Genomic DNA, 12,605 nt, shown 5'->3' on the forward strand with positions numbered 1-12,605 from the left:
AAGGCCTCGAGCATATGGGGGATCAGAGCCGCCGCTTGGACGGGCTCATACAAGCGGCTGTATTCCGCCGCGTAGCGCTCCAGTTCGTCCTTAAGCGGCTCGGGAAGCGCGATCGTCATGCGGACCGTCCCGAATTTCGGCAATGGACCAAGTTTCAGGTTTCCCATGCGCCGCCTCCTATACAAGGTGCGACAGAGTTATGTTGACCGTTCAGAGAATCGGCATAGGCGATCAGATCGCGATGAACGGTCGCCGGCGTGACTGGCCGATCGTCGGGAATTGCAGAGAGTTTCAGCTTGGTCATGATGGATCCTTCGCGCCATATGGCGCCAGCACAAGATCGCGATTGACGATAACGCGAACCGGAAAACCCGGCCGGATTGTCAGCGTCGGCTGGACATTGAGCTGATTGCGCACGATCTGCTGGCCGACATTGCTGAGCGACTCCTGTGCGCCTTCGCGAATGGCCTTGGCGATATCGCCTTCGCCGTTGCTGGAACCAAGCGAGGTGCCGATGCCAAGCAGCGTCGAGAGCGCTGCAGCCCGAAACAGCTGGCCCCAGTGATGGTCGACCTCGTCCTCGAGCCCAGAGAACCCTTCGGCATCCGTGCCCTGCTGGCGCTCCAGCACAATCGAGGTGCCATTGGGCATGATGAGCCGGTTCCACACCAGCAGTACGCGCGACTGGCCGAAGGCGACCTGGCTGTCATACTGGCCAATCAGTTTTGCTCCTTGGGGGACGAGCAGGTATGACCCTGTCGGGCTGTCATAGACATTCTCCGTGACCTGAGCGCTGATCTGACCGGGCAGGTCGGAGCGGATGCCAGCGATGAGGGCAGCTGGAATGACCGTTCCGGCCTGGACGACGTAGGGCGAGGCTTTTTCGGCGAGACGATCGGGACTGACGGTGCGGCGATCGGGCTTAGCATTGACGAAGGCGAGCTTGCGATCCTGCATATTTTGATCCGGGCGTGGGTCGAGCGCCGGCGGTTCGGGCGGCGACGCCAAGCCTGCCAAGGCGTCGCCGCCACTATTGGCACCAGCACTCTGTCGCGCTGAATTGGCCCGCGAATTGCTGTCGATGAACAGCTTCGCCACGCGGGCGGCCTCGATCTCGGCCAGGCGGCGTTGTTCTTCAGGGTCGGCACGCGGTGTTTGGATGTCTGGGACGTGAACCTGCTGGCCTCGCTCTTGCGCACGCAGAATTGGCCGTCCGAGATCGCCGGGCAATGCAGGCCCGAGTTTCGGGACGCCCGAATAGTCCTTTGGCAGGCCCTGCAGTCCGTCGGCGGTGGTACGGTTTTCCGTGCTGAACAGTTCGGATGACTGCTCTTTGCCGCGCCGTCTGCTATCGAGCGCCCAGATCAGCGTGCCGAGGATCGCGACGCTTGCGACGCCGCCAAGGCCAATGAGCACCTTGCGCGACAGTCGCGTCACCCTTGCGGGCTCTGGTCGCAGCCGCAGCTCCGCTTCGATAGCCGGGTTATATGAATTGGAAGTTTCGCTCATCGAAACAGCCCCACGCTGCGCCGCGGCTTCTTCCCGTCGGTGCGCACGATCCGGACGCGCTTTTCGCTCGTCTTGTCGCCCAGCCTCAGTTCGGCCGCGGCAAACAGCCGGTCGACGACATAGTAGTTCTGGCGGGCGCGGTAGTTGACCAGTTCGGAGCCGCCTGACGGACCAACAACGAAGAGAGGCGGCATTTCACCCTGGCCGATGCCCAATGGGAATTCGATATAGACTTTTGCGCCATCGTCGAAAGCGCGCAGCGGCTTCCAGGGTGCTGGGTCGCCCTCGATCCGATAGCGGAAGTTGAGTTTCTGAATGTCGACGCCGGAAGCCACAGGCTGCGCAGCGGAAGCCTGGGCGTTCTGCCGACGCAGGGCAATCAACTGATCCTGCGGGTACTGCCAGGAGACAGAGGCCATGTAGGTTTTCTCGGTCGAGCGTAGCTCGAGGTGATAGGTGCGACGGTCACTGTTGATGACTAGGTTGGTCTGGAGATCGGGGCGCGTCGGCTTGACGAGAATGTGGACCTGACGCCGGTCCCCTGCCCCGCTTTGCGTATCACCGATGATCCAGCGAACGGTGTCGCCAGCCGCGACCGGACCGGAGCCGACGAGCTGCTCACCCGGCTGCAGTGCTATGTCGGTGACCTGGCCGGGGGCAGCATAGATTTGATAGAGCGCGCCCTCGCTCCAGGGATAGAGCTGGATCGCGTTGACGAAACCGTCGCGTACGGGCTGCATTCGTGCGGCCTCGTTCGCCTGGCTTATGCGCAGCTTCGGGTCGGCAGCCTCCGCCTTCGCTTTGCCGCTGTTTTTGACCGGCTTCAACTGACCGGGGAGCGGAAGAGGCTTCGGCAGTTCGACCACCTTCACGGGGCTAGGCGCATCGGCCTTCTGCACGGCAGGCGCGGCATCGTCGTAGTCGATCTCGGGCGGAATGTATTTTTTCGAGGCGCAGCCGACGAGCGCTGTCGCGGATAGCAGGCCTGCGGCAAGCACGCGCGCCGCCCGTTGGCCCCTTGTCGGTGTTCGTGCGGGACGCATCATGAAAGCTCCTTCGACCAGTTTATGGCGTTGACGTAGACACCGAGCGGATTGGCTTTCAGCCGCTCGGCATCGCGGGGTTGTTGAATGATGATGGTGAGGATGGCGGTCCAGCGTTCGGTGCTGGCCAGGCTGCCGTTCTCGTAGCGGCGCTCGGTCCAGGCGACGCGAAACGAGTCCGGTGAGGCACGGATGACGCTCGAGATCTCGATTGCGACCTGGACCTTACCGACCTTGGCAAAAGGGTCGTTCAGGCGGGCGTAGTCGTTGAGAGAGGTGGCGCCACGATCGGTCGTGTAGTCGTAGGCGCGCAACCAGTTCTGGCGCACGATGACAGGATCGTCCGCGATGCTTCTCACCTGTTCGATGAAGCGGGCGAGATGCCATGCGATTTGGGGATCGGTTGGCCGATAATCGACAACAGCCGAGGCGACCACCTGTGCCTCGCCGAACCTGTCGACTTGAACGACCCATGGAACGACGGAGCCGCGCGTCGATTGCCACACCAATGCCGAAGCGAAACCGCCCGCGAGCACGAGCGAACCATAGGCCATCAGCCGCCAGCTCTTGGCCTGCACGCGGGCGGCGCCGATGCGCTCATCCCAGGCCTGCGCGGCACGCTGGTACGGCGTCTCGGGCTTGGGAGTCGTGCCATAACGAACTGAAGGTCGTTTGAAGGGATTCATCGTTGGTCGTCCTGGTGGAGAGAGACATTCATTGAGCCGCCGCCATGATCGCCGGAGCGGATGGAATGCGCTGCCATGCCGGCCCCATGACTCACGGCCTGACCACGCTTCATCCGAGTGGCCCATTCCGGCGGCGAGCCGGCTGTGGAGTTCGAAGGGGATGCAGTGGACGGTCCGGCAAAGGAGGGATCGTTTGCGGCTGCGCTCATGCTGCCAACCGGCGATTGCCCGCCGGTCGCATTCCAGCCGGCAGAGCGGCCTGCTTGATTGCTGCTGCTGAGCGCCGACACAGCACGCGACATGGCTTGTGTAACCGGCTGAACGGCGGCCCCGACACCGGCCCGCGCGACACCGCCAAGGCCGGCGGCGATGGCGCCCGCACCTTTCTTTCCCGATGCTGCGGCGGCAAACCCATAGGAGGTCGACGTACTTCCCGCCAGATGCGCACCGCCGCGCGCCGCACCAGCCGACATGCGCCCTCCGGTGCCGACCGCACTTGCGGCACCACTCAGTCCTGCACGCGTGCCCATGTAACCCGCAGCCCCAAGACCGGCCGCGGCGAGGCTCGTGCCAACCGCGGCACCAGCGCCGAGTTGCGGCGCTCCTGAGACGAGCCCTGTCGCAATGCCCGGGCCGAAGATCGAGAGCCCCATCAGCGACAGAGCGCCGAGCACAAGTGACAGCGCATCCGTGATCGTGGGTTGGTCAGCGAAGCCTTGGGTGAATTCGCCAAAGAGACCCGAGCCGATGCCGACGATGACGGCGAGCACGAGAATTTTCACACCGGAAGCAACGATATTGCCGAGCACTTTTTCGGCGAGGAAGGCCGTCCTGCTGAACAGCGCAAACGGAATCAGCACAAAGCCGGCAAGTGTCGTCAGCTTGAACTCGATGAGCGTGACAAAGATCTGCACGGCCAGGATGAAGAAGGCGATGAGGACAATTGCCCAGGCGATCATCAGAACGGCGATCTGGACAAAGTTCTCGAAGAAGGAGACGTAGCCCATCAACTGGCTGGCGGCTTCCAGGATAGGATTGCCTGCGTCAATGCCAACCTGCGCGACGCGGCCTGGCTGCAGCAGCGCGGCACCGGAAAGTGCCGACCCTCCCGCCTTGAGGCCGAGCCCGGAAAAGCTCTCGAAGACGATGCCGGCCAGACGATTGAAGTTACCGATGATGAAGGCGAAGAAGCCTATATAGAGCGTCTTCTTCACCAGCCGGTGCAGCACGTCCTCGTCAGCGCCCCAGGCCCAGAATATTCCCGCAAGCGTGATGTCGATGACGATTAGAGTTGAGGTGAGGAAGGCGACCTCACCACCGAGCAGGCCGAAGCCGGAATCGATGTATCGGGTGAAGGTTTCGAGAAAGCGGTCAATGACGCCGGTGTCGTTCATGGCGTCTTGTCCTCGCCGATCGAGCGGTCGATCCGGCCGAACCGGTCGTCGGCCGGCCACGCCGGTTTGTCGCGATTGCCGGGCATGAAGAAGCGGCGTCGGCTTTCTTCCCAGGCCGCCTTACAGGCAATGTCGCGGGTGGCCTGTTCGCCGAGCGTGCGGCAACGCATGAGCTCACGGACCAGCGGACCGCTATCGGGATCGGCCGGGCGCAGGATTGGCGGAGCAGTGTATTTGTCGTCGTTGCGCGAGATGATAGTGATGGCGACCGCCAGTGCGAGCGCCGTCACCCCGATCAAGCGGGCGGTCGTCTTGAAGTCCATCGGAGAAAGTCCTTAGTCGTGGAACATGCGCACGCTGCTCGGGCTGTAGTTTTTGCCTGTCATGAACCGGCTGAACTGTTCTCGCGCCTGTTCCTGGGCGGCTGCTTGCCTGGCGCTCTCAAGGGCTGCGGCCCGCCCTTGGGCGGCCATCATTGCGGTGAGGTCGGCGATCTGCCTTGCCTGAACGGCGAGAAGCTGGTTGCCGGCCTGCGTCGCCTGCAGAATACCGACCGCCGACTGGCTGGCGTCGACGGCCGCGCTCGTCTGCTCCCGTGTCCCCTCGATGTTGTCGACGGCGACAGCTCCGGCCTTCAACGAATGCTCGAATGAAGCAACCGAAGTTTGCCAGCGTTCACGCGCATCATCGACAAGCTGCCGGCTGGAGAGATCCGAGCCGAAATTCCCGTAGGTCGACTTGAACTGGCTCTCGATGTCCTGGACCCTGTAGGCAAGCTTGTCGGCCTCGCCGAGCAGGCTCTTCATCTCAGAGAAATTGTCCTCGATCTGGCCAAGCAGCGATGTCGGCAGCGAGGTAAGGTTTTTCCCCTGATTGATCAGCATCTGCGCCTCGTTCTGCAGGGAGGCGATCTGGTTCCTGATCTGCTCCAGCGCGCGCGCGGCCGAGAGTACGTTCTCCGCATAATTCCTGGGATCGAAGACGATCAGTGCCGACGCCGGGCCGCAGGACAGGGCCGCGCCGACGGCGACAACACCAGCAGCAGCCAGATGCCGGACGCGGAGACGGTTGGGGACAAAATTCATGACGAAACCTCCTTTGCGGATTGGTCGACGATGTTGGTGAGGTGGGGAACGAGGTCAGCGGCCCAGGAGAGACCGCGATCGGCAAGCCAGGCCTCGAGAAAACTGGCAGGGCCGCTCTCCGCGATGATCCGCTCAATTGAGGCCTGATCAGCCTTTGACGAGGCGGCGCAAAGCGCGAGGGCGATCGGACCGAGGCCGAGCTCGAACAGCCGGTTGCCGCGCCGGGACTGGCAGTAGTAGTCGCGCTTCGGAGTCCCTCGGGCGACGATCTCGATCTGGCGGTCGTTCAATCCAAAGCGGCGATAGATGTCGGTGATCTGCGGCTCGATGGCGCGCTCGTTCGGCAGAAACAGCCGCGTCGGGCAGCTTTCGACGATGGCAGGCGCGATTGGCGATCCGGCGATGTCGGAGAGCGACTGCGTAGCGAAGACGACGGAGGCGTTCTTCTTCCTCAACGTCTTCAGCCATTCGCGTAATTGATCGGCAAAACCGCCGTCGTCGAGCGCCAGCCAGCCTTCGTCGATGATCAGCAGTGTTGGCCTGCCGTCCATCCTCTGCTCGATGCGGTGGAACAGATAGGCGAGCACAGCGGGCGCAGCACCGGTGCCAATCAGCCCTTCGGTCTCGAACGCCTGAACGGATGCTTCACCGAGACGCTCGTGTTCGGCGTCGAGCAACCGGCCAAACGGGCCGCCGATACAGTAGGGCCGCAGCGCCTGCTTCAATGGCGCGGATTGCAGCAGCACCGACAGGCCAGTGAGTGTCCGCTCCTGGAGCGGCGCACTGGCGAGCGATGTCAGCGCCGACCACAGATATTCCCTTACCTGCGGCGTCACGGGTACGCCTTCGCGCAGGAGAATGTCGACGAGCCAGTCGGCCGCCCAGGCCCGTTCGGGCATGTGATGGATGCCGGCCAAAGGTTGCAGCGAGACGTCGCCGAGGTCGTCGGGCAGATCAGCCAATTTGAGCAGCGCAAGCGGATCGTCCGGGCCCTGCCCGCTCGATGCACTGCTGCCGAGATTCTGCCAATCGCCGCCCATGGCGAGCACGGCCGCACGGATCGATCCGCCGAAATCAAAGGCAAAGACCTGATTGTCTGGGTAACGCCGAAACTGCAGCGCCATCAGTGCGAGCAGGACCGATTTGCCAGCTCCGGTCGGGCCGACAACAAGCGTGTGTCCAACGTCGCCGACATGAAGGCTGAACCGGAACGGCGTTGAGCCTTCCGTCCTGGCGAATAACAATGGCGGCGCGCCAAAATGCTCATCACCCGCCGGACCTGCCCACACCGCCGAAAGCGGGATCATATGGGCGAGGTTTAGCGTCGATAGCGGTGCCTGGCGGACATTGGCATAGACGTGGCCCGGGATACTGCCGAGCCAGGCCTCGACGGCGTTGACACGCTCGACGATTGCCGTGAAGTCGCGTGACTGGATGATCTTTTCCATCAGGCGCAGTTTTTCGTCAGCAATTGACGGATCGAGATCCCACACCGTCACCGTCGCGGTGACGTAGGCCTCGCCGATCTGGTCAGAGCCGAGTTCCTGAAGTGCTGCGTCCGCGTCGACTGCCTTGTTGGCGGCATCCGTGTCGACGAGGACCGACGCCTCATTGGTCATCACCTCCTTGAGGATCGCCGCGACGGACTTCCTTTTGGCGAACCACTGCCGGCGGATCTTTGTCAGCAGGCGGGTCGCGTCGGTCTTGTCGAGCATGATTGCCCGCGTCGACCAGCGGTATGGGAAGGCAAGTCGGTTGAGTTCATCGAGAATCCCAGGAAAGGTCGCGGTCGGGAAGCCTATGATTGTGAGCGTTCGCAGATGGGACTCGCCGAGCCGCGGCTCCAGCCCGCCGGCGACCGGTTGATCGACCAGCAATGCATCGAGATGCATCGGCGTCTCGGGAACGCGGACGCGATGGCGCCTGGTCGAAATCGTCGAGTGCAGATAGGTCAGCGTCTCGGTATCATCGAGCCAGTCGACTTCGGGAACGAACCCTTCGATCAGATTGAGCACACGGTCGGTGCGGTCGACAAAACTCTTCAAAAGCTCCGCGGGGTCTACGCCGCGCTTTTCGCGGCCTTCGTAGAGCCAGCTTTCCATCCGGGATGCTTCCTCGGCCGGTGGCAGCCAGACAAAGGTCAGAAAATAACTACTTTCGAAGAGCTCAGCATGGGACTCGCCACCGCCCTCCCCGGGTGATCCACGGTGGGATCCACCCTCGAACTGTTCGCGGCGTTCAAGGTCGACCAACGCTGACGCGCTGTCAGGAAAAAGCCCTGCCGGATAGTCCTGCGCTGCAAGTCGGGCGGCTTCGACGAAGATCGCCCAGCCGGAGCCGAGACGGCGCAGCGCATTGTTGAGCCGCGTCGTCGAGCCGACCAGTTCGGCCGGCGTTGCACTGTCAAGATCGGGGCCGCGAAACCGCGCGGTTCGCTGGAACGAGCCGTCCTTGTTGAGCACGATGCCCGGGGCTACCAATGCGGCCCAGGGCAGATAGTCGGCTAGGTTTTGCGAGCGTTGGCGGTATTCGGTGAGGTTCATCATCGAGAAAACCTCTCAGCAGCCGAAATGCGCGGGATAGCGCAGGTGCCGGCGAACCACCTCGACGAACTGGGCGTCGCGCTTGGCTGCCAGCACGGCCGCGAAATGACCGATGGCCCAGATCACGATGCCGGCGAACCAGAGTCGCAGCCCAAGACCGACCGCGCCGGCCAGCGTGCCGTTGACAATAGCCACCGCGCGCGGTGCGCCGCCGAGCAGAATCGGTTCGGTGAGTGCCCGGTGGACTGGTGCGAAGAAGCCGCGGACATCCTCTTCCATCAGATCTGCGCTCCACCGCCGAACGAGAAGAACGACAGGAAGAACGAACTCGCCGCGAAGGCGATGGACAGGCCGAACACGATCTGGATCAGACGGCGGAATCCGCCCGAAGTGTCGCCGAAGGCGAGCGACAGGCCGGTGACGATGATGATAATCACGGCGACGATCTTGGCGACCGGTCCTTCGATCGATTCGAGGATTTGTTGAAGCGGTTGCTCCCACGGCATGGAAGAACCTGCCGCATGAACAGGGACAACCATCATGGCCCCGATCGCGGTAGCCGTGGCGGCGCGCGGGAGGACCGCGCCAAGCTTAGGGATAGACGATGAAGTGAAGCGGATCGGGGTCATTCTGAAGCTCCATGGATGACTCGGGATTCACGGTTGGATTGGTCTCGATTTTGGCTTCGAGGATGCGGTAGTCGCCGGTGACGGGATCGAGCCCGTCAACGAGCGCGATCTCGATGAGGCGACGGGCTGAACCGCGTCCTGCGAGCACAGCAACGAGATCAATCGTCTCGGCGATCAAAGCGCGAGGAACCGTGACAACGGCCTCCTGTACGAGTCGCTCGAGTCGGCGCAGCGCGCCGAGTGCGGTGCTCGCATGGATGGTACCGATGCCACCGGGATGGCCGGTGCCCCAGGCTTTCAAGAGATCGAGTGCTTCCGCTCCGCGTACTTCACCGATCGGGATGCGGTCGGGGCGAAGCCGCAGCGACGACTTGACCAGATCGGAGAGCGAGGCGACGCCCTCCTTGGTCCGCAGAGCGACAAGATTGGGCGCAGCACACTGCAGCTCGCGCGTATCCTCGATCAGCACGATCCGATCTGAGGTCTTCGCCACCTCTGCTAGCAGCGCGTTGACCAGCGTCGTCTTGCCCGTCGACGTGCCACCGGCGACCAATACGTTCTTACGCTTTTCAATGGCGAGCCGCAGCACGTCGGCCTGCGCATCAGTCATTACGCCGGCGCCTACGTAATCCTGGAGCGTGAACACGGCGACGGCGGGCTTGCGAATGGCAAAAGCGGGGCCGGCTACAACCGGTGGCAACAGGCCTTCAAACCGTTCACCCGTTTCAGGTAGTTCGGCCGAGACACGCGGAGCGCCTGGATGTACTTCGGCGCCGACGTGATGCGCAACGAGCCGGATGATCCGCTCGCCATCTGCCGGCATCAGCATCTCGTCGGCGGGTGACAGGCCTTCTTTCAGCCGGTCGACCCACAGGCGGCCGTCTGGGTTCAGCATAACCTCGACGATCGAGGGATCTTCAAGAAACCCGGCTATAGCCGGGCCGAGCGCTGTGCGCAGCATGCGCGCCCCACGCGACACTGCTTCCCTGCCGGCATTTTGATTGTCTGCCACGATGATCCCCATTTTCTCGGGCGATTTGTTTCGCACCGCTGACGGGGATGATTAGAAGAAGCAGGAATGTGAGCGTTGCAACAAGGAAAACGGCCAGCAGCAACGCGACGTGCAGAGACTTGCAAAATGCGGTGCAGACGAGCTGACCGCCTCGGCCCACTAGCCCGGATGCGACTCAGCCGTGTCCGTCGATGCTGGAGGCGCAATGTCCTCGGCAATTTCTTGGCTGAGCTTTGGCCCCTTGCTCAACCTGCGCCCGAGCGCATCGACGAAAGCGTCATAGCGCTGCCGACCTTTCGCGCGCGCTTCAGGCTGAGCGGCGTCAGGTAAGGCCGGAGTTGAGGTGAGCCAGAAGCGCACGAACAACGCCAGCGTCTCGATCGAGATACCGAGATCGCGTTCGACGCGCTGAACGCGCCGGTCGATCTGGTCGCGCCGCCTTGTGATTGCCGCCTCTTTGCGCTCCTCAGCATCCGGAGACAAAAAAGAAGCGATAGCTGCCTCGGCGATCAGCGACAGCGACACATCTCTCTTGGCGGCGTAGTCGGCAAGCGCATTCATGACCTCCGGTTCCAGATAAGCAGACAGGCGGCGCTTTTTCACGGAGGTCAAAGTTCGATTCCATCTTTGGGATCGAGTGCGGCCTGTCGCGCGGTGCGCCGCATCGTCTGGTCGACCGAACGCCGGCGGGCGGCCTCATCATCGGATTCGTCGCAATCAAGGTCGAATTCATCACTGTGCGCCAGCGTGGGCTCCGGCGCGATATCCTCGTGCTCGGGTAGTTCTGGCTGGCGGCGGATACCGCAATTGTCAGGGTCACTGTCTTGCCGGCAATACAATGCGCGCGTTGCCTGCGCCGGCTGCACCTTGGCAACCGACAAACCAGTCCAGTCATCAGGGCGCGGCAGTGCGTTGTTGGTTGCCGGCGTGGGCGGAGGCAGGACGCGCTCGGTAAGCTGCGGATCTGCGAAATAGCGCGCCTTTTTCGCCCGGATCGGGGGCAGTCCAGAGACCATCACAATGGCATCGGTTGGTGGCAACTGCATGATCTCGCCGGGGGTCATCAGCGCGCGGGCGGTCTCCTGTCGCGAGACCATGAGATGCCCAAGCCACGGCGACAGACGATGCCCGGCATAGTTCTTCATCGCCCGCATTTCAGTTGCCGTTCCCAGAGAGTCGGAGACGCGCTTGGCGGTCCGCTCATCGTTGGTCGCGAAACTCACACGCACATGGCAGTTGTCGAGGATGGAATTGTTCGGCCCGTAGGCTTTTTCGATCTGGTTGAGCGACTGGGAAATGAGGAACGACTTGATGCCATAACCGGCCATGAAGGCGAGCGCCGACTCGAAGAAATCAAGCCGGCCAAGCGCCGGGAATTCGTCGAGCATCAGAAGCAAGCGATGCCGGCGATCCTTCGCATGCAGATCTTCCGTCAGCCTGCGGCCGATCTGATTGAGGATAAGCCGGACAAGCGGCTTGGTGCGGCTGATGTCCGATGGCGGTACGACCAGATAGAGCGTCGTGGGTTGCGCGTTCTCAACCAGATCGGCAATGCGCCAATCGCAACGAGACGTCACCTGGGCCACAACCGGATCGCGGTAAAGCCCCAGGAAACTCATCGCGGTCGACAGCACTCCAGAGCGCTCATTCTCCGACTTGTTGAGCAATTCACGTGCTGCCGATGCCACGACGGGGTGCGGACCGGCATCGCCGAGGTGCTTGGTCAGCATCATGGTTCGCAAGGTAGTCTCGATCGGCCGCTGCGGGTCGGAGAGAAACTTGGCAACACCGGCGAGCGTCTTGTCATTTTCGGCGTAGAGGACATGCAGGATGGCGCCGACTAGCAGCGCGTGGCTGGTCTTTTCCCAATGATTCCTGCGTTCCAGAGACCCCTCTGGGTCGACCAGCACGTCAGCGACGTTCTGGACGTCTCGCACCTCCCACGCGCCACGCCGGACTTCCACCAGCGGGTTGTAGGCGGCTGACGCAGCATTGGTTGGGTCGAACAGCAGCACACGGCCGAAACGTGCTCGCCAGCCAGCGGTCAGTCCCCAATTCTCACCCTTGATGTCGTGAACGATTGCGCTTCCCGGCCAAGTCAACAGGGATGGCACGACGAGCCCAACGCCCTTGCCGCTTCGGGTCGGCGCGAAGCACAAGACATGTTCGGGACCGTCGTGGCGAAGGTAGTCGCAATCCAGCTTGCCCAGAACCACACCATTGGCGCCGAGCAAGCCTTCGGCTTCGATCTCCTTTCGCACAGCCCAGCGCGCCGAGCCGTAGGTTGCCACGTATTTGGCCTCCCGCGCTCGCCATATTGACATGCCGATAGCGACAACAATCGCGATGAAACTGCCGCTGGCCGCGATGACCGCGCCTTCAACAAAGACTGTAGGTGCATAGGCGTCGTAGAAGAACCACCACCAGAAGAATGCCGGTGGCGGATAGATCGATTGGTCGACGAGTTCGAACCAGGGCGACCCAAGTTGCTCTTGGTAACCCAGTCGCCAGGCCGTCCATTGCGTTGCTCCCCACGTGGTCGTAAGCACGATGGTCAAAACAGCCACGATCTGACCCCACAATATTTTGGTTGCCGGCATCATTATTTCCGCTTCAAAAATTCGGGAGCGAATAAACAATGTACGAACAAAGGTAGTGCAACAAAAAAGGCTTGATCGCGGCAGCCTATACAAACCAGACCTAA

13 protein-coding genes and 1 pseudogene are annotated in these 12,605 nt (G+C 62.3%); all 14 read right to left on the minus strand.

Going from position 1 to position 12,605, the window contains the following annotated elements; genetic code table 11:
* A partial coding sequence (locus tag M727_RS40825) for a DUF2274 domain-containing protein (protein ID WP_156941679.1) occupies window positions 1-167 on the minus strand: 167 nt, incomplete at its 3' end.
* A gap of 44 nt (window positions 168-211) precedes the next feature.
* A pseudogene (locus tag M727_RS43365) lies at window positions 212-304 on the minus strand (DUF2274 domain-containing protein); the annotation flags it as partial.
* Window positions 301-1,509, minus strand: coding sequence for a TrbI/VirB10 family protein (locus tag M727_RS0129795; protein WP_027155656.1), 1,209 nt, complete (start codon window positions 1,507-1,509; stop codon window positions 301-303). The gene M727_RS0129795 and the pseudogene M727_RS43365, both read right to left, overlap by 4 nt.
* Window positions 1,506-2,552, minus strand: coding sequence for a P-type conjugative transfer protein TrbG (gene trbG, locus M727_RS38030; protein ID WP_036263951.1), 1,047 nt, complete (start codon window positions 2,550-2,552; stop codon window positions 1,506-1,508). The genes M727_RS0129795 and trbG overlap by 4 nt, the downstream gene beginning before the upstream one ends.
* A complete protein-coding gene (gene trbF / locus M727_RS0129805; RefSeq protein WP_027155657.1) occupies window positions 2,552-3,238 on the minus strand; it encodes a conjugal transfer protein TrbF in 687 nt (228 codons plus the stop codon). Before trbF ends, trbG begins: the two co-directional genes overlap by 1 nt.
* Window positions 3,235-4,632 (minus strand): P-type conjugative transfer protein TrbL, encoded by a 1,398-nt coding sequence (gene trbL / locus M727_RS0129810; RefSeq protein WP_027155658.1) that lies wholly within the window; start codon window positions 4,630-4,632, stop codon window positions 3,235-3,237. The genes trbF and trbL overlap by 4 nt, the downstream gene beginning before the upstream one ends.
* Entirely contained in the window at window positions 4,629-4,955 is a 327-nt protein-coding gene (gene trbK-alt / locus M727_RS38035) for a putative entry exclusion protein TrbK-alt (protein ID WP_051505801.1), read from the minus strand. The genes trbL and trbK-alt overlap by 4 nt, the downstream gene beginning before the upstream one ends.
* A gap of 12 nt (window positions 4,956-4,967) precedes the next feature.
* A complete protein-coding gene (gene trbJ, locus M727_RS0129820; protein ID WP_027155659.1) occupies window positions 4,968-5,717 on the minus strand; it encodes a P-type conjugative transfer protein TrbJ in 750 nt (249 codons plus the stop codon).
* A complete protein-coding gene (trbE, locus tag M727_RS0129825; protein WP_027155660.1) occupies window positions 5,714-8,263 on the minus strand; it encodes a conjugal transfer protein TrbE in 2,550 nt (849 codons plus the stop codon). The genes trbJ and trbE overlap by 4 nt, the downstream gene beginning before the upstream one ends.
* A 12-nt stretch (window positions 8,264-8,275) precedes the next feature.
* Window positions 8,276-8,539 carry a VirB3 family type IV secretion system protein gene (locus M727_RS0129830; RefSeq protein WP_027155661.1) on the minus strand — a complete coding sequence of 88 codons (264 nt, stop codon included), beginning with the start codon at window positions 8,537-8,539 and terminating at the stop codon, window positions 8,276-8,278.
* Window positions 8,539-8,802 carry a TrbC/VirB2 family protein gene (locus M727_RS0129835; protein WP_245269048.1) on the minus strand — a complete coding sequence of 88 codons (264 nt, stop codon included), beginning with the start codon at window positions 8,800-8,802 and terminating at the stop codon, window positions 8,539-8,541. Before M727_RS0129835 ends, M727_RS0129830 begins: the two co-directional genes overlap by 1 nt.
* 49 nt (window positions 8,803-8,851) lie before the next feature.
* Window positions 8,852-9,850 (minus strand): P-type conjugative transfer ATPase TrbB, encoded by a 999-nt coding sequence (gene trbB / locus M727_RS38040; protein WP_198032721.1) that lies wholly within the window; start codon window positions 9,848-9,850, stop codon window positions 8,852-8,854.
* 210 nt (window positions 9,851-10,060) lie between these two features.
* Window positions 10,061-10,462, minus strand: coding sequence for a hypothetical protein (locus tag M727_RS0129845; protein WP_051505805.1), 402 nt, complete (start codon window positions 10,460-10,462; stop codon window positions 10,061-10,063).
* A 47-nt stretch (window positions 10,463-10,509) separates the two neighbouring features.
* Entirely contained in the window at window positions 10,510-12,501 is a 1,992-nt protein-coding gene (locus M727_RS0129850) for a conjugal transfer protein TraG (protein ID WP_027155664.1), read from the minus strand.
* Between the last annotated feature and the right edge of the window lie 104 nt (window positions 12,502-12,605).

It is taken from the genome of Mesorhizobium sp. WSM2561 (assembly GCF_000513915.1).
GTDB classification, from domain to species: domain Bacteria; phylum Pseudomonadota; class Alphaproteobacteria; order Rhizobiales; family Rhizobiaceae; genus Mesorhizobium; species Mesorhizobium muleiense.

Bases quoted from the DNA above. Each gene is read 5' to 3' on its own strand.
- trbJ (WP_027155659.1), bottom strand. From the start codon at position 5,717: ATGAATTTTGTCCCCAACCGTCTCCGCGTCCGGCATCTGGCTGCTGCT.
- trbF (WP_027155657.1), bottom strand. From the start codon at position 3,238: ATGAATCCCTTCAAACGACCTTCAGTTCGTTATGGCACGACTCCCAAG.
- M727_RS0129795 (WP_027155656.1), bottom strand. From the start codon at position 1,509: ATGAGCGAAACTTCCAATTCATATAACCCGGCTATCGAAGCGGAGCTG.
- trbL (WP_027155658.1), bottom strand. From the start codon at position 4,632: ATGAACGACACCGGCGTCATTGACCGCTTTCTCGAAACCTTCACCCGA.
- trbK-alt (WP_051505801.1), bottom strand. From the start codon at position 4,955: ATGGACTTCAAGACGACCGCCCGCTTGATCGGGGTGACGGCGCTCGCA.
- M727_RS0129835 (WP_245269048.1), bottom strand. From the start codon at position 8,802: ATGATGGTTGTCCCTGTTCATGCGGCAGGTTCTTCCATGCCGTGGGAG.
- M727_RS0129850 (WP_027155664.1), bottom strand. From the start codon at position 12,501: ATGCCGGCAACCAAAATATTGTGGGGTCAGATCGTGGCTGTTTTGACC.
- trbB (WP_198032721.1), bottom strand. From the start codon at position 9,850: ATGCTGCGCACAGCGCTCGGCCCGGCTATAGCCGGGTTTCTTGAAGAT.
- trbE (WP_027155660.1), bottom strand. From the start codon at position 8,263: ATGATGAACCTCACCGAATACCGCCAACGCTCGCAAAACCTAGCCGAC.
- M727_RS0129845 (WP_051505805.1), bottom strand. From the start codon at position 10,462: ATGAATGCGCTTGCCGACTACGCCGCCAAGAGAGATGTGTCGCTGTCG.
- M727_RS0129830 (WP_027155661.1), bottom strand. From the start codon at position 8,539: ATGGAAGAGGATGTCCGCGGCTTCTTCGCACCAGTCCACCGGGCACTC.
- trbG (WP_036263951.1), bottom strand. From the start codon at position 2,552: ATGCGTCCCGCACGAACACCGACAAGGGGCCAACGGGCGGCGCGCGTG.